The 17,388-nt window shown below is 38.4% G+C and carries 17 protein-coding genes; 8 read left to right on the top strand and 9 right to left on the bottom strand.

Going from position 1 to position 17,388, the window contains the following annotated elements; genetic code table 11:
- The first annotated feature begins 202 nt into the window (after positions 1-202).
- The 3 genes from MSG66_RS16775 to rimI all read left to right on the top strand — a co-directional run bounded on the left by MSG66_RS16775 (position 203) and on the right by rimI (position 2,737).
- Positions 203-1,084, top strand: coding sequence for a metal-dependent hydrolase (locus MSG66_RS16775; RefSeq protein ID WP_202743894.1), 882 nt, complete (start codon positions 203-205; stop codon positions 1,082-1,084).
- 214 nt (positions 1,085-1,298) lie between these two features.
- Positions 1,299-2,174, top strand: coding sequence for a metal-dependent hydrolase (locus MSG66_RS16770; RefSeq protein ID WP_042897737.1), 876 nt, complete (start codon positions 1,299-1,301; stop codon positions 2,172-2,174).
- A 107-nt stretch (positions 2,175-2,281) separates the two neighbouring features.
- Positions 2,282-2,737, top strand: coding sequence for a ribosomal protein S18-alanine N-acetyltransferase (rimI, locus tag MSG66_RS16765; RefSeq protein WP_133975047.1), 456 nt, complete (start codon positions 2,282-2,284; stop codon positions 2,735-2,737).
- Between the two features lie 41 nt (positions 2,738-2,778).
- Here the strand turns inward: rimI and MSG66_RS16760 are convergent, their stop codons facing one another.
- Together MSG66_RS16760 and aat are read right to left on the bottom strand one after the other, a co-directional pair.
- Positions 2,779-3,594, bottom strand: a complete 816-nt coding sequence (locus MSG66_RS16760) for an arginyltransferase (RefSeq protein WP_003653280.1) — start codon at positions 3,592-3,594, stop codon at positions 2,779-2,781.
- A gap of 18 nt (positions 3,595-3,612) precedes the next feature.
- Positions 3,613-4,344 (bottom strand): leucyl/phenylalanyl-tRNA--protein transferase, encoded by a 732-nt coding sequence (gene aat, locus MSG66_RS16755; protein ID WP_042897771.1) that lies wholly within the window; start codon positions 4,342-4,344, stop codon positions 3,613-3,615.
- Between the two features lie 107 nt (positions 4,345-4,451).
- Between aat and MSG66_RS16750 the strand changes: the two genes are divergently transcribed.
- Positions 4,452-4,751 carry a putative quinol monooxygenase gene (locus MSG66_RS16750; protein WP_133975043.1) on the top strand — a complete coding sequence of 100 codons (300 nt, stop codon included), beginning with the start codon at positions 4,452-4,454 and terminating at the stop codon, positions 4,749-4,751.
- Between the two features lie 56 nt (positions 4,752-4,807).
- On the opposite strand, the gene trxB is transcribed toward MSG66_RS16750, so the two are convergent.
- Positions 4,808-5,758, bottom strand: a complete 951-nt coding sequence (gene trxB / locus MSG66_RS16745) for a thioredoxin-disulfide reductase (protein WP_042897741.1) — start codon at positions 5,756-5,758, stop codon at positions 4,808-4,810.
- Between the two features lie 268 nt (positions 5,759-6,026).
- Here trxB and MSG66_RS16740 point away from each other — a divergent pair, with 268 nt between their 5' ends.
- Positions 6,027-9,068: a DNA translocase FtsK gene (locus tag MSG66_RS16740; protein WP_202743891.1), complete on the top strand. Its 3,042-nt coding sequence runs from the start codon at positions 6,027-6,029 to the stop codon at positions 9,066-9,068.
- Between the two features lie 152 nt (positions 9,069-9,220).
- Positions 9,221-9,841: a threonine export protein RhtC gene (gene rhtC, locus MSG66_RS16735; protein WP_133975039.1), complete on the top strand. Its 621-nt coding sequence runs from the start codon at positions 9,221-9,223 to the stop codon at positions 9,839-9,841.
- A gap of 41 nt (positions 9,842-9,882) precedes the next feature.
- Here rhtC and MSG66_RS16730 read toward each other — a convergent pair whose 3' ends face one another.
- The 6 genes from MSG66_RS16730 to MSG66_RS16705 form a co-directional block, all read right to left on the bottom strand.
- A complete protein-coding gene (locus MSG66_RS16730; RefSeq protein WP_005048600.1) occupies positions 9,883-10,170 on the bottom strand; it encodes a PA4642 family protein in 288 nt (95 codons plus the stop codon).
- 84 nt (positions 10,171-10,254) lie between these two features.
- Complete coding sequence (minE, locus tag MSG66_RS16725) at positions 10,255-10,527, bottom strand: cell division topological specificity factor MinE (protein ID WP_003653273.1); 273 nt, start codon at positions 10,525-10,527, stop codon at positions 10,255-10,257.
- A gap of 2 nt (positions 10,528-10,529) precedes the next feature.
- The gene (gene minD / locus MSG66_RS16720; RefSeq protein ID WP_004641647.1) at positions 10,530-11,342 is read right to left on the bottom strand and encodes a septum site-determining protein MinD; all 813 of its coding nucleotides are present in this window, start codon (positions 11,340-11,342) and stop codon (positions 10,530-10,532) included.
- A gap of 66 nt (positions 11,343-11,408) precedes the next feature.
- Positions 11,409-12,137 carry a septum site-determining protein MinC gene (gene minC, locus MSG66_RS16715; protein WP_324654672.1) on the bottom strand — a complete coding sequence of 243 codons (729 nt, stop codon included), beginning with the start codon at positions 12,135-12,137 and terminating at the stop codon, positions 11,409-11,411.
- A 120-nt stretch (positions 12,138-12,257) separates the two neighbouring features.
- A complete protein-coding gene (locus MSG66_RS16710) occupies positions 12,258-13,304 on the bottom strand; it encodes a preprotein translocase subunit SecA (protein ID WP_324654671.1) in 1,047 nt (348 codons plus the stop codon).
- Positions 13,305-13,320: 16 nt separating this feature from the next.
- A complete protein-coding gene (locus MSG66_RS16705; protein ID WP_202743889.1) occupies positions 13,321-14,247 on the bottom strand; it encodes an acyltransferase in 927 nt (308 codons plus the stop codon).
- Between the two features lie 246 nt (positions 14,248-14,493).
- Between MSG66_RS16705 and MSG66_RS16700 the strand changes: the two genes are divergently transcribed.
- On the top strand, positions 14,494-15,147 hold the full coding sequence (locus tag MSG66_RS16700; protein WP_045434762.1) for an OmpA family protein: 654 nt from the start codon (positions 14,494-14,496) through the stop codon (positions 15,145-15,147).
- Positions 15,148-15,339: 192 nt separating this feature from the next.
- The gene (locus tag MSG66_RS16695) at positions 15,340-17,379 is read left to right on the top strand and encodes a UvrD-helicase domain-containing protein (RefSeq protein ID WP_324654670.1); all 2,040 of its coding nucleotides are present in this window, start codon (positions 15,340-15,342) and stop codon (positions 17,377-17,379) included.
- Positions 17,380-17,388: the final 9 nt, after the last annotated feature.

Raw genomic sequence — 17,388 nt, 5'->3', positions numbered from 1 at the left:
CACTTTCAGTGAAAAAAAGCGCTCTTTTTAGAGCGCTTTTTTTATATTTAATTGTCTAACAATCACTATAAAAGCTGGCCTTAACTGATATTTCAATGTCCTTATTTACCCTTAATCCTTTTTATTAAATTTGTATGATAAGAATCAAGAAAACGAACAATAAAGTTTGAGTAACTTGGGTTACTTCTAAGGAGCTTTGGGTATGAATGCTAAAGTGAATATTACTAATCGTGCAGGGGCGAGCTTTCCTGTACGTCGTATGAACTTTGACTTTAATGATGTACCAGAATATTGGATGAATGGTTCTGCTGGACTAACCCACTTTATGACAGCACTGTCAGCTTTGTTTCCGGCTGGTGAGAAATTCTTTATAGATAGTGTACGTGCAGTACGTTATCACCCTTCTATTAAAGATGATGAAACGCTTCAGAAAGAGATTAGTGCTTTTATTGGGCAAGAAGCAATGCATACTCAAGAGCATGTAAATTTTAATGCCTCTGCTCAAAAGTTTGGTCACGATGTGGAAGCGTTAGAGAAGTTTACTGACACTGCGATTCAAACAGCAATTAAAACTTTTGTAAAAATTGTCAAACCTTTCGGTATGACCAAAGACATGGTTGACCTAACAGCTACAACAGCACTCGAACATTTTACCGCTACGATTGCTTCACAGTTATTAGTCAATACGCATATTCAAGAGTTGATGACAGACGAAACCATGTCAACCATGTGGTATTGGCATGCTATCGAAGAAAATGAGCATAAAGCCGTAGCTTTTGACGTCTATGAAGGCGTATTTGGTAAAGGTGTAAAAGCTTATGCATTACGTACGAGTTCTCTGGTATTTGCGATGACTTTGATTTTTTTGATTCAGTCTTCTTTTGTGCTTCGTTTATTAAAACAAGATAAAAAATTAAATCTGGATGAGCTATCTGTGATTTATAAATACGCATATAGCCCATCGAAAGGTATCATTACTGGCATGGCTAAAGAAATGCTGGCTTACTTTAAGCCTGGTTTCCATCCAAATCATTTGGATACAGTAGGTCTGTTGAAAACATGGAAAGCAAAATTAGGTTTGTAATTTAAATCTCTGTTGGTTTAAAAGGGCTCATTAGTAGCCCTTTTTTCTTTTTAAGTACAAAAATGCACCTTTATAGGGGTATTAATGACCTCATCTGATATTTCTCTGTCCTCATCTGCACTTATTTGGCCCATTGAAAGACGTATGATTATAAATATTAAGAAAATAAATAAAGTTATATGTGAATTAGCTATTCACTTAAAAGGAGTCTGAGATGAATGCTAAGGTAAATATTTCTAATCGTGCTGGTGCTAGTTTTCCTGTGCGTCGTATGGACTTTGAATTTACTCAGGTCCCACGCTATTGGGCGAATTATGATGCAGGATTAACTCATTTTATGACAGCATTATCGGCCCTTTTTCCAGAAGGCGAGCAGTTTTTTGTGAATAGTACACGTGCTGTTCGAAATGATCCGAAACTTGCCGATTCTGATCTTCAAAAAGAGATTAGCGCTTTTATTGGTCAGGAAGCGATGCATTCTAAAGAACATCTTGCCTTTAATGCCTCAGCACAGGCTTATGGATATGATGTTCGTCATATGGAAAAGCAGACAGGTACAGTGATTAAAATGGGTACTGCTGTTGTCACTAAATTAATGAAACCTTTTGGTTATACCAAAGAAATGATTGATTTAACTGGAACGTGTGCTTTAGAGCATTTCACTTCTACGATTGCAGCTGAACTTTTACAGAATCCTGAAATTCAGGCCATGTTCCAAGACGACACAATGTATCATTTGTGGATGTGGCATGCTGTAGAAGAAAATGAGCATAAAGCTGTGGCATTCGATGTATATACAAGCATGTATGGAAAAGGGCCGAAAGCTTATTTTATGCGTTCAACAGCTTTAATCATTGCAATGGCATTAATTTTTGCAACTCAGACACATTTTACTGCTAAGTTACTAAAAACTGATGGTAAATTAACATGGAAAGATACGAAGTACATGCTTAAGTTTATGTATGGTCGTAAAGGTTTTATGACACGTCAAATTCCAGAGTTACTTGATTTCTTAAGACCAAAATTTCATCCAAATGATTCTGACACTACAGCATTGCTGGCAACTTGGCGTGAAAAATTAGGCCTCTAAAAAGAATAGTAAAAAAGGACAATTTAATTGTCCTTTTTTTTACTCGTTTTTTCTTGTGAAGTTTTTATAATACGCATTACTTTAGAACTTTGATTGTGCTGGAACCCATGATTCGTATTATGCAAAACACTGATGTTGATATTGTTGTACAAATCGAAAAATCAGTGCAAACACATCCATGGTCAAGACAGCAATTTGTAGAATCTTTGAATTCTTATCAATGTACAGTCATTGAGTCACAAAATAGAGTGGTTGGATTCTGTATTTTACAGCCAGTGTTAGATGAAGCAAATTTATTGCTCATGGCAGTTGATCCTAAGATGCAAGGTCAGGGCTTAGGATATGAATTATTAAATACATCAATAGATCAGTTAAAAAATCAGCCAGTACAAATATTTTTAGAAGTTCGTGAAAGTAATAAAGCCGCTATTGGTTTATATGAAAAAGCAGGTTTTCACCAAATCGATCTTCGTCGCAATTATTATCCTACTCCAGAAGGTGGGCGGGAAGATGCGGTTATTATGGTAAAAACCTGTACTGATGATTTTGCATCTTTATTCTAAATTTTGATCTAATTACTTTTCATAAGAAGGCAAGATCAAAATTATTTAATAATTAAATTATTCCATTCAGAAGGTAATGTTGTCATAAGCGACGTACCTAACTGTTGAATTTCTTCTGGGGATAGCGATCTGTTTAAACGGCGCCATTGTCCATCTAGTAAAAGTTCTAAAGGGGTATATTGCGATTTATAATTCATTTTGGCTGAGTGTGGCACCCAGTAGCCTAAATAAAGATATTCTAAACCAAGTGATTTAACATATTCGATTTGGTTAAGAATAGAGTACACACCAAGTGATCTGCGATGCTCATCTGGATCAAAGAAAGTATAGACTGCAGATAGCCCATCATCCATTAGATCGCAGGTAGATACGCTGATTAAACGGTTATCTTTCCAAAGCTCAAGAAAAAAGCTATCTGTACAACTATGTACTAAAAACTTTTCAAACTGATCTAAGCTAGGCGGAAACATATCACCATCGGCGTGGCGTTCATTAATATAGCGTTCATATAAATCATAATGAATTTGTGCTGCTTGCTGAGTAGGCAAAACAGTCATGGTCAGATCTTGATTTCTTTTCCACGCTTTTTTTTGCATGCCATTCATTTGGAAGTCAGCAACTGGAACACGACAAGACAAACACTGTCTACATAAATGGCATTCAGGGCGATAAACGAAGTCACCGCTACGACGAAATCCTAAACGAGAAAGTTCTGAAAGAGTGACCACATCAATTCGATGAATAGGGTCTAAAAATACCATGCGCGCCGATTTATTTTCTAAATAGCTGCAATCATGAGGTGGAGTAATATAATACTGCAAATCATTTAAAAGGGACTTCGGGTGATATGATTTCATGATTGGTCCCTCCTGTTATCATTCCATTAATTTTGCATCTAATGCTATTGTTTTACTTGAAAATACACCTTCTTGATACTTTTTCCAATTGATAGAAGGGTGAATAATTACATCTTGTAACGATTTTAAGTAGTCTTGACGAGAAAGTGTACAAGCTCCCAGACTAATTAGGTGACTGTTGACGAGTTGACAGTCTACCCACGGTAGCTGATTTTCTTGTCCAATCAGCATTAATGTGTAAAAAGCCATTTTTGAAACATCGGTTTCATTACTAAACATTGATTCGCCAAAGCAACCTTTGCCAATGGTAATGCCGTATAAACCTCCCACAAGTTTGTCTTGTTCCCAAACTTCCACACTATATCCATAGCCCGCATTAAACATCTCGCAGTAGCCCTGAATAATATCTTCGCTAATCCATGTTTCATCTGCATAAGTTCTTGGTAGAGAACATGAACGAATAACTTGTTCAAAGGCGTGATTAACCGTAATCGCATAGTCATATTTTTTCATGTTTCTAAGTAGTGACTTGCTCGGCTTGTAATTTTGAGGGTAAATGACACAACGCGGTTCAGGGCTCCACCAACAAATAGGCTCATCTTCATTGAACCAAGGAAATAGTCCATGGGTGTACGCTTCATAGAGAGTAGAAGGGGAGAGATCAGCACCAATACAAATGAGACCATGACCATCCGGATCTGCTTCAATAGGGTCAGGGAAAATGAATTGAGAGAGTGGAAGTTTTTGCATAGAAAATAAAATGAAATGGAATAATTCAAAATTAACGTAACTGAGCTTCATTGACAATTTTTATTGTTCATCTTTAGCATGAATGAACGAATGGAAAGGTTTGCGTAATGCTAAAACTTATTGCAGAAGATTTTATTGATATTAAAAAAATTGATTTTGTTTTACCGCTTTACCAAGAACTCGTTGAAAAAACGAGATGTGAAGAAGGATGTATTGCGTACGATTTATATCATGATATAAAAAATTTAGGACATTTTGTTTTTATTGAAGAATGGGTAGATCGAGCCGCATTAGATCGACATGTTCAGTCTGAGCACTTTCAACGGTTAGTTCCTCAGATTGACCAATATCAGTCGAGGTCAGGACGTTTTACGCATTTGGATCATTTTGAAAATTTGATGAAATAAAACACTATTAAAAAAGACATTCAATAGTGCATTGAATGTCTTTTGTGTTAATTGAATTAACCGAGATTATCTAAATATTTTTCAGCATCAAGTGCAGCCATACAACCTGACCCAGCAGAAGTAATGGCTTGACGATAAATACTGTCAGCTACGTCACCAGCAGCAAAAACACCAGCTACAGAAGTCGCTGTTGCATTACCTGAAGTGCCGCTTTGTACTTGAATATAGCCATCACGTAAGTTTAATTGACCATCAAACATTGCAGTGTTCGGTTTGTGACCAATCGCAACGAATAGACCATGAACTTCTACGTCTTGCTTAGTTTCATCTTGAGTTGATTTTAGGCGAACACTTGTTACACCAGTATTGTCACCCAATACTTCTTCAACTTCATGATTCCAGATAATGCTGATTTTGCCTTCTTTTTCTTTGGCAAATAAATGATCTTGCAAAATCTTTTCAGAACGTAAGCTATCACGGCGGTGTACTAGCGTTACATGTGCAGCAATATTTGATAAATAAAGCGCTTCTTCAACAGCAGTGTTACCACCACCTACAACCATCACTTTTTGATTTTTGTAGAAGAAACCGTCACATGTTGCACAGGCACTTACGCCTTGGCCCATAAATTTCTGTTCAGACTCTAGGCCAAGATATTGAGCTGTAGCACCAGTTGCAATAATCAAAGCATCACATGTGTACTCTTCCATGTCACCTTTAAGAACAAAAGGACGTACATTTAAGTCCACTTCGTTAATATGGTCATAGACGAGTTCTGTACCAAAGCGTTCAGCATGTGCTTGCATACGATCCATTAATGCAGGACCTGTTAAACCTTCAGGATCGCCCGGCCAGTTGTCAACTTCGGTTGTTGTTGTAAGCTGCCCACCTAGTTGTAAACCTGCAATTAAAGTAGGTTTAAGGTTTGCACGTGCTGCATAGACAGCTGCACTATAGCCCGCAGGACCAGAACCGAGAATAATTAACCGAGAATGACGAACACTCATTGAGGGTATCCTTATTTATTTCGAGAATTTTGAAAATTATACGTGAATTTGCCGATCAATAGCGTGAAATCAATGTGGATAATATTGATCAGATCAATCGAATTAAGTTATATAACAATATAGAAGTGCCTCATGTTAACAACAACTGTAAAGAATCATGCACCTTTTTTGTAAGAACAGGTGCATAATATAAAGTTCATTCGTTGAAGATCTAAATGTAGTTCTTCACATCTCTAAACCAATAATTAAATGGGTTACAGGACAGTATATGACTGCGGTGTCGAGTGTTTATGCACAGCGCTTATTGATGACATTATTCTTGGTTTCTTTTGGCATTTATATGTTTCTGGCCACAGTAACATATACACCATTTGACCCGGGCTGGATGCATATTTCCAGTGATACTCAGCAAGTATCCAATGCAAGTGGTATTGCTGGTGCATGGATTGCAGATTTGCTGTTTGGTTTTTTAGGATGGGCAAGTTTGCTTATTCCAATTTTCCTTTTTATTGAAGCAATTCAGGTGTGGTGGCCACATAGTTTTTTAAACCGCCCATTTCGTTATGCTGCACAATTCTTTTTAATTCTGGTTGTGTCTAGCCTGCTTTATTTACATTGGAATCTACCAGCAGATACTTTAGATAATGCGGCTGGGGGAATTATTGGTTACGAGTTAGGTCAGAGCCTATCTCAATTGCTAACAATTTACGGCGCGACTTTATTTTTACTGGTTTTCGGAGTGGTCTTGTTTACTCTTGCATTTGGGGTGCAATGGAGCAAAACATGGGTTACGCTCAAAGCGACACCAAGTTATTTACAAGATTTGTTTTATAAAAATGTATCACCGAACGAATCGGATTATGATTTAACCACTCAGCCTGCTAACAAAGCAGTGGCAGCTAAAGTTGCACAAAATGCAGAGAAAAGTGCTTCAAGTGAGAAAGTAGCTTCAGTCCAATCTGAAAGCACTCAATCACAACCCACAGCAACACGACATGATGCGGTTGCTGAGCGCCTGTTTGCAGATGTGCTAGCGAAAGAGCAGAGCCGACCTGAACCTGTAGCAAATACACCAGTTGCAAATACTCAAAACTTTGAGCATACGCTTGAGCAAGCTCATAAGCTTGAAAAAGATACTCAACGTTTAGTGGCTACGGGTGAGGTATGGCGTGCTTTACAACGTGATGATGCGAGCCATAAGCAAGAAATTGATGCGCTTTTAAGAGCAGCTGATGACTCAACAGAACAAGTTCCTGCTCATGAGCAATTCCAGCAAACTATTTCTCAGGTTCATCAAACTCAACCTACACCTAAACCAGACTTACATAGCCTTGATTGGAATGATGATGAGATTTTTGATGAATTGCTTGCTGCGGTTCCAAACAGCAAAACTGCAACAGATGTGCATACGCCATTTGTTCAAGAACAGCATGTAGTTGCAGAACCTATTTCACAATCGGTAAATATTGCGAAAGAAACGTCTTCACCTTTATCGAATGTAAATCAGTCACCTAAAAATTTAGCAAATGAACAAGTCTTTGAAGATTTTGATGATTTATTAATAGATGAGGATGTTGCTCCAGCTCAACCTTTAAGAGCAAGTAGTTACGCTCAATCTTCAGCTTTTGTAAAAGCGCCTATTCAAACGACAATTCAAGCTGATAAGCTTTCAAAAGAAGAGTTTATTGAAGCTTGGCAAGAAACTGCGGGGAAACCACAGGACAATCCTGATATTGATGAAGACGATTTCGATTTAGATGCGCCATTAACAGATGCGTCAGGCCGACCAATGTCTCGTTCAATGCAAGTTGCCAAGAAGCGTTTAGATTTACCAACATTACCTGGCCTTGAGCTGCTTGATAAGGTTGATCCGAATAAGAAAGTTAACTTTACTGAAGAGCAGCTTTCGCGCTTATCTGAATTGCTTGAAATTAAGTTACAAGAATTTAATGTTAAAGCTCAAGTGGTTGAAGCTCAACCGGGGCCAGTAGTAACCCGTTTTGAGTTAGATTTGGCACCAGGTGTTAAAGCATCTAAAGTAACGAATATCTCGCGTGACTTAGCGCGCTCAATGTCGATGGCTTCTGTACGTGTGGTAGAGGTTATTCCGGGTAAACCATATATTGGTATTGAGGTTCCAAACAGTGCCCGTGAAATGGTGCGTTTGATTGAACTATTAGAAACGCCAACATATCGAGACCCAAGCGCATTAATCAGTATGGCAATGGGTAAAGATATTTCAGGTAATCCGGTATTAACTGATTTAGCAAAAGCGCCACATATGTTGGTTGCTGGTACGACAGGTTCGGGTAAATCGGTTGCGGTAAACTCGATGATTTTATCGATGTTGCTCAAATACACACCTGATCAGTTACGTTTGATTTTAATCGATCCAAAACAGCTTGAACTTGCAAACTATAATGATATTCCGCATTTATTAACTCCAGTTGTTACTGACATGAAAGATGCAGTAAGCGCGTTGAACTGGTGTGTGAATGAAATGGAACGTCGCTATAAACTGATGTCATTCTTGAAAATTCGTAAATTAAGCGACTACAACCGTAAAGTTGAAGAAGCAATTGCGAACGGCGAAGATCTCATTGATCCAACTTGGAAACCAAGTGACTCTGCGACGCAAGAACGTGCACCTCGTCTAACACCGCTACCATCTATTGTGATTGTGGCAGATGAGTTTGCCGACATGATTATGCAGGTCGGTAAAAAAGCAGAAGAAATGATTACGCGTTTAGCGCAAAAATCTCGTGCTGCGGGAATTCATCTATTACTTGCAACTCAACGTCCGTCTGTTGATGTAATCACGGGTTTGATTAAAGCCAATATTCCAACGCGTGTAGCATTGCGTGTAAATAGTAAAATTGACTCACGTACGATTTTGGATGCAGGTGGTGCAGAAGATCTGCTCGGTCATGGTGATATGTTGTTCTTGGGGCCTGGTAAAATCGAACCTGAGCGTGTGCATGGTGCCTTCATTAGTGATGATGAAGTAAACCGTATTTGTGATGCATGGCGTGAACGTGGTGAACCGGATTATGTTGATGAAATCTTGACACCATTTGACGAAGAATCGACTTCACGTGGTTTCGAAGAGGGTGACGGTGGTTCTGACCGTGATGCTTTATATGATCAATGTGTTTCATTTGTCTTAGAAACACGTAAGGCTTCTACCTCATCGTTACAGCGTAAATTTAGCCTTGGCTATAACCGTGCTGCCCGTATCATCGACCAAATGGAAGAGAACGGCATTGTGAGCGCAATGGGACCGAATGGTAAGCGAGATATATTGGTTTAATATGAAATAGCTAAAAAGCCTCTTCGGAGGCTTTTTTATGAGTGAAATAAAATGAATACTCCCTTTAAATAGCTTAGATGTTTTATCGTATAGTAAAAAATGCTAATGTATTTTTCCTAAATAAATAACAATGAAACAGATTAGGAGAAAACATGTTCTTAGCTCTCATTACTCTAGCTTTTATTCATTTTTGTGCGCTGATTACTCCTGGCCCTGATTTTTTTCTAGTATCTCAAACAGCGATTAGCAGATCACGTAAAGAAGCCATGCTCGTGGTTGCTGGTATAACAGCAGGCGTTATGTTCTGGGCTTGTTTAGCATTGATGGGATTAAATCTTATTTTTGAAAAAATGGCATGGTTAAAGCAAGGTTTGCTGATTGCAGGTGGCTTATACCTATGCTGGCTGGGCTATCAGATGTTACGTTCAGCATTTTCAAAAAATCAGCAAGAAGATGTTGTTGCTGTAGAGCTACCAAAAGCACCTTACTTATTTTTTATGAAGGGTCTTATAACGAATTTATCAAATCCTAAAGCTGTTATTTATTTTGGTAGTGTTTTCTCTTTATTTTTAGCCAATCCTCAACTTGATCAGGTTCATTGGCTACTCTTTATTATTGTTACCGTTGAAACGATTTTATGGTTCTGCTTTGTGACTTTTATTTTTTCGTTACCGAGTTTTAGATCAGCTTATCGTAATTTTTCAAAATGGATTGATGGTATTTCAGGTGGTATTTTTACGGTGTTTGGTATTTTCCTGATTGGCAATCGATAAATTTAGCTAAGAAAAAAGCCTCTTGAAGAGGCTTTTTATTTTTAAGCAAACTTTGCTAGAACTTCTAAAAAGGGTGCCGATTGACGCGGAAATTTGGCAATCACATCATGGATGCGTTGGCCTTCGGGGTCTTTGGCATTAATATCGCGTCCGTCCGCAATAAATTGAGTCAAAAGACGTTCATAGTCTGTTGGACGCATATGTTTGAATGCATGGTAGAGCACATGAAAATCTGCGTTCACACCCGTTGGCGGAAGTTGGTTGAGGTAGGCAAAAACACGCTCATCGGACCATTCTTCATTGAAAGTTGCTGGCTGTGATAATGCCATGACAATCTCCTCAGTTTTAAAAAAGGCAAAATAACTTGCGTTATTTTGCCTTGATTCTGTTTTATTGAATAGTCAGAAATAGAATTATCGTTCTTCAGGTAAATTGATATTCATTTCTAACATTTCGATATTTGCTTCAGAGCGAACCTGCATTTGGATATGCTGTTCACCTACACCACTTACATAACGACTGACCACTTGCATGATTTCTTTTTTCATCTGATCAATCTTGTCTTGGCTTAAACGACGGCCTAAACCTTGTTCAGAAGCAACAATAACTTTTAAACGATCTTTAGCAGTTTGAGCACTTGATGGCTTCTCGTCACTGCTAAATAATTTACTCCAGAATCCTGCCATAACTATGCTCCAAATAGTCGTGCTAACCAGCCTTTAGGTTGAGCTGTGATGTGTCGATAAGGACGGTCTTCGCCAAGAAAGCGTGCAACCAAATCATCATAACCCTGACCAGCTTTAGTTTCTGAATATAGAATTACTGGCTTACCCTCGTTTGATGCTTGCAATACACTTGGACACTCTGGAATAACACCTAATGTCGGTACGCGTAAAATATCTTTAGAAATATCATCAATTGTTAGCATTTCCTGACGGTCTGCACGTTCAGGGTTAAAACGAGTAATACATAAATGTTTACGTATACGTCCTTCGTTTTGTTCAACTTTTTTGGTTTTGCTATCTAACATACCAATAATGCGGTCAGAGTCACGTACTGAAGAGATTTCAGGGTTTGTTACAATGATTGCTTCATCTGCATGATACATGGCTAAAATCGCACCACGCTCAATACCAGCAGGTGAGTCACAAATAACGTAATCAAATTCTTGAGATAGCTCATCAATAACACGAGCAACACCTTCGTCGCTCAACGCATCTTTATCACGTGTTTGTGAAGCCGGTAAAATATAAAGGTTTTCGATATCTTTATCGCGAATAAGGGCTTGCTGCAGACGTGCTTCATTGTTAATAACATTGACAAAATCATAAACAACACGACGCTCACAACCCATAATCAAATCAAGGTTACGTAAGCCTACATCAAAATCAATCACAACAGTTTTATGACCACGAAGGGCTAAACCTGTTGCAAAAGATGCGCTCGTTGTAGTTTTACCTACACCACCTTTGCCTGATGTTACGACAACAATTTTGGCCACCGAATCCACTCCTATTATGGTCATACACCCTTAAAAGGGCTGTTTTTTGGTGATTTGCTTAATAAACTAAAGTTCAATCGCTTCAAATTCAAGCTCTTGCTTTTCATTTAAATAAATATGTACTGGCTTTTTTACCACATGTTTAGGGATATCATCTGCGACACAATACGTTCCGGCAATGGAAACGAGCTCAGCCTCTAAAGATTGGCAAAAAATGCGTGCAGCTGCGTGCCCGCCCGCACCAGCAATGACTCTACCACGAACTGTGCCATAAATATGTATATTTCCTGATGCAATCACTTCAGAACCACTATTCATCCCAGCTTTTAAAATAATATCGCCGTTATCTTGTACGAGGGATTGGCCCGTTCGCAAAATTTCATCATGATAAGAGGTAATATGAGCAACCGCTATCTTGTTTAGTGGTTTTTTTGTTTCTGCTGAAGACGAGGCAGGAGCGGTAGCAGGTTTTTCTACAATCGCCACTTGTTCGGTTGTGGCTTTAATACGCTGTAATGGTTGATCTGCCGGTAAAACAGGGAATTGAATAGCGCGAGCTTCATCTCCTAAAATACCGTCAATTACCGCCATAGGCTGTAGACCTAAGCTCACCAGAATTTGAATTAATGCAATTAATTCTTGCTCAACTGTACTGTCAATAATCACTAAAGTTCCATTATAGGAACCTTCATTTAATATATTTGATAATTGCTGGCGGATCACATCATGATCATTGGTATCGAAGGTTATCCTGCTAAAGTTAACCATTCTGCCGGTAATCCGTATATCAGCCATAAGTCTTCCTTCAAGGCGTTAAACGAGCTGTAATAGCGCTAAGTTTATTGTAAATAGGGCAAATGCTAGAACAATTTGTGCCAATTCTCTAGCGAGATTCATAAAAAATTAAGTAAATGCTTATTCTTTGATTCGATCATACTCCGCAAGCGTTTGTTGCCATTGTTTGACCTTGACTTGTTTTCGTACAGACTCGAGTGTTTCGAACACGACAGATTCAACCAATTGCTCAAGCTGACGATTATTAATATTTATTTCACTCACTTTTTTAGAAATCAATTGATAGGTTGCATTAGGATGGTTTGGCGAGCCTTCAATTAAAGGATCAATTAAACCTGCACTAATATTTTCACCTAATCTTTGGCCAATACTTTGAATTTGTTGTTCAATGCGACCGCCGACTAAAGGAATTAAACGTAATAATTGAGTGAGTTCAGGTGTGTCTACTATGGCCTGATCTACAATTTTCCCAACGCCTTTGCTAATTGCTGGTTTTTGTTCTTTTAACGCAGTGGCTAAAGACTCTTGTAATAATGTTGTTAGGGCGACAGTAAATTGCTCACGATGATGATTAACCAAATCGTGAATAATTTGTTTATGGCTGGAACTGGTTTCAAGTTCATATCTAATACCATCAAGCACGGTAATAACGACACGATCAGATAATTCTTCCATCACGACGCGATAGTAAAATAAGCCAGTCTTTCGCCAGCTTTCTGGAACAACCGGATAACCCAGCTCATGTAAACGATAAGCAATAATTCCAGCTCGGAATAGACGTAAAAAGCGGAGCTGAGGAATAATGGCTAAAATTTCATACCAGTGAATAAAAGGAAAAAAGAACCAGCGTTTATGATGATTATAAATAATGGCAATGCCCCAGCGGACAAGTAGCTCAATAATTAAGAAACCAATAAACCATGCTTCTGATGTGATTACCCATGGATGCAGTGTACTACGGTAAAAGCTCAGCACTTGGGGCAAATGAATATGTTCAAAGAACCATGCCCCAATACTACTCATTAAAAAGAAATTTGTAGCAAGACAGAACAGGTTGAAGATGATAATAAACACCATAAAGATGTCGTAGATTAAAAACAGCCTAAATGAAAGACTGCTTGGATCTACATGATGATATTTCGTTTTTTTCCCAGCGCTGTTTTGCATAATAACGGATGCTTTCTTAAATATTCGTAGAGGTATATTGAGATTTCATTTGCTCAATAAGTTGATCTTTGTCGGTCCAGATTTTATGGACCCATTGCTGGAAACGCTCACGGTAAACCGCATCGTCTTCATAGTTTCCACCCAGAACCCAATCCGGAATTTCAATTTTACGCAAATTTACCGCAATTTTTGAAACATCGCCTAGCCAAAAATCACTATACCCAGGTACGCCATTCGGGTAGACAATTGTCATATCCACTAAGGCATCAATTTTGTCACCCAAAATATTCAAGGCAAGCGCTAAACCGCCTGCTTTGGGTTTAAGCAAATGCTTATAGGGTGATTTTTGCTGGTCATGTTTTTCTTGAGTAAAACGAGTACCTTCTAAATAATTTAATAAGGTAAAAGGCTGGCTTAAAAGCTGCTCGCAGGCTTTACGTGCTTCCATCATGTCACGGTCTTTGAGCTCAGGATTCTTTGCAACCTGTTCTTTGCTGTGACGCTTCATCATTGGGAAGCCTAGAATTTTAAATGCTTGTCCAACGAAAGGAATAAAGATGAGTTCCCATTTGGTAAAAAAGCGGGTGAGTGGCATACGGGTTAAACCAAAATATTGATTCACCGTCGTATCGACCCAACTTTGATGATTACACGTCATGAGATAACGACCTTGCATATTTAGGTCAAGCCCCTCATCAATCGTAATATCCCATTTTAGATTTGGTAAAACATGGTCAATTAACCAATTATTTACCCCTAACCAGCTATTTGTAATTTGAATATTGGTTTCATCTATTTTTGATGATTTTTTTAAAAGCTTGGTCAGTCCTAGTGCAAGAACAGGTGGACCATGAAAAAACGTACTTCCTGTAATGACTGTACCTACAGTGAGTCCACGTGTAATTTTTTTTAGCGTAGATTGCTTATTGGATGCAGTTGACATATGAAGGGCCCCGAATGTCTAAAATCCATAGAAAAGTTGTTCAACTATAACTGTCATAATATGAAATACAACGATATCTTAGACAACAATGAAGAAATTGTGATGAGGTTGCATCTTAAAGTGCATCAAAATATTACAAAAAAGTAACTAAACTGTTTATTATTAACAAAATATCAATGTTTTATACTTCCTTTTTGTTTCATTATTCATTCAGACAACAAAACACACAAAGTGAGGAGGCATGCAATGCGTGCATTAGTTATTTCGACAGTGGTAGGGGCAGCAGTAGTATTATCTGGTTGTCAAACAACTGGTAATAATCTTGGTGGCGTTGAATACGATAAAGCCGCATTAGGTACTTTAATTGGCGCAGCAGCTGGTTATGGTATTTCTAAATCAAGTGCAAACTCTAGCCGTCAAAACAACCGTGCTGCAGCAATTGGTGCAGTTCTTGGTGCTGCTGGTGGTGTATACCTTGACCAGAAAGAGAAAAAATTACGTCAACAAATGGCGGGTACTGGTGTAGACGTTGGCCGTAATCCAGATGGTTCTGTTCAATTGATCATGCCTGGCAGCATTACTTTTGATACAAACAAATCAAATATCAAGCCAAACTTCTATGCAACTTTAGACAAAGTAGCTCAAACATTGGCTGAAGATAACAAGAGCGCTATTTTAGTCACTGGTTATACAGATAACACTGGTAATGACTCAATCAACATTCCGTTATCTCAATCACGTGCACAATCAGTTAAAAACTATTTAGCTGGTAAAGGCCTTTCATCTAGCCGTATCGATGCACAAGGTTATGGTTCTTCTAACCCGATCGCAGATAACTCAACTGCATCTGGCCGTGAACAAAACCGCCGTGTAGAAATCAGCATCTATGCAAAACAATAAAATTTAAATTATTGTATTAAAAACCACCTTCGGGTGGTTTTTTTATGACTGTGAATAATAAATAACCACGACAAACTGCGGCGTAGAAATTGCATTATTAGACATCATTTATACATATCCGTAGATTTACTATTGGGTTTCTAAAACAGAGATGACTATAATCATGCTCGAAAAATTAAGAGGTAAACCACGATGTCATCTGCCAGTCAATTGAACAACAAGCAAGAAGAAGCCATGAAATATACTCAGGGCCCTTTATTGGTGCTTGCTGGCGCTGGTTCAGGCAAAACATCTGTAATTACCCGTAAAATTGCTTATTTGGTGCAGCAATGCCGTATTCCGGCGCATCGTATAACAGCGATGACATTTACAAACAAAGCTGCACGTGAAATGAAAGAGCGTGTGTCCAAGCTTTTATCACGTGAAGAATCAAAAGGTTTATCAGTCTCTACTTTCCATACTTTTGGTTTAAACCTTTTACGTTTAGAACTTAAAAATTTACCTTTAAAAGCTAATTTTTCGATTTTAGATGCAGATGACTGTAAACGTATTTTGATGGATTTGATGCATCGCGACAATTTGTCGAGTGCAGAAAGTAAAGAATTAATTGCTAAAGCAATGAAGAAAATTTCAGATTGGAAAAACGATCTGATCGTGCCAGAGCAAGCACATTCGACTTGTGAAACACCTGAAGATGTACAGTTTGCCCATCTTTACCAACTTTATGAACGTAATTTACGTGCTTACAACGCTGTTGATTTTGATGACTTAATTGTTATGCCAACACGCCTATTGCAAGAAAATGCAGAAGTGCGTGATAAATGGCAAAACCGTGTTCGTTATTTATTGGTCGATGAATATCAGGATACCAACACCGCCCAGTATATTTTAGTCAAACTCTTAGTTGGGGTGATGGGGCAGTTTACCGCAGTAGGTGACGATGACCAGTCAATCTACGCATGGCGTGGAGCCAAGCCTGAAAATATGGCTTTGCTGAAACAGGACTTCCCAAATTTACATATTATTAAACTTGAACAGAACTATCGTTCAACCAGCCGTATTTTAAAAGCAGCGAACTGTGTCATTCAAAATAACCCCCATATTTTTGATAAGAAATTGTGGAGTGATAAAGGGCATGGTGAAGTCATCAGAATTATTACTTGTCGTAATGATGATGATGAAGCAGAGCGCGTGGTAAAAGACTTATTGACCCACAAGCTTATGAACGGAAAAAACTGGAAAGATTATGCAGTTTTATATCGCGGTAACTTTCAGGCTCGTGTATTAGAAACACAGCTTCGTCAAATGCAAATCCCATATAAATTGTCTGGTGGTACTTCGTTCTTCGCGCGTGCAGAAATTAAAGACGTGATGAGTTATTTGCGTCTTATTATTAACCCAGAAGATGACAGTGCTTTCTTGCGTATTATTAATACGCCTAAACGTGCAATCGGGCCGGTTACTCTTGAGAAGTTAGGTTTATTCTCACAAGAAAATAATTTGTCTTTACTAGGTGCTTCTGCTGACCAACGGTTAAGCATGGTGCTTCCTAAAAAAGCAGAAACTCAACTTCATGAGTTTGCCGACTTTATTGCGACGTTTACTCGTGAATTGATAGAAGATGATGAGCCTGTTCCTAAAGTTCGTCAGATGATGAACGAAGCGGGCTATATCGATTACGTTCGTGAACAGTCTGCAACACCTGCACAAGAGAAAAGTAAACTCGACAATATCGAGAACTTATTTACCAGTATTCAAAACCTGATTAATCGTGCAGAAGATGTTGATGAAAAGAACATTGAAAGTGTAATCCGAAAACTGGTGCTACTAGATCTGTTAGAACAGCAGCAGGAAGAAGAAGATACAGACAAAGTTAACTTACTTACTCTGCATGCGGCAAAAGGTTTGGAATTCCCATATGTGTACATTATGGGATTAGAGGAAGAACTATTGCCTCATAAAAACTCAATTGCAGCAGAAACCATTGAGGAAGAACGCCGTCTCATGTACGTGGGAATTACCCGTGCCCGCCAAGGTTTAACGTTGACTTTAGCTGAGCAGCGTAAAAACGGTGGACAGATGAAACAGATGACCCCAAGCCGCTTTCTTGATGAACTTCCACAAGATGAGCTCGAATGGTTAGGGCGCAAAAAGAAAATTGCAGCAAATGTTGATCCTAAAGAGCAGGCTCAACAATATCTGGCAAATTTGAAAGCTTTATTAAAGCGTTAATTTTTTTAA

Source organism: Acinetobacter sp. IK31 (genome assembly GCF_035615195.1).
GTDB lineage: Bacteria > Pseudomonadota > Gammaproteobacteria > Pseudomonadales > Moraxellaceae > Acinetobacter > Acinetobacter calcoaceticus_C.
This window is presented reverse-complemented; position numbering and strand designations above follow the sequence as displayed.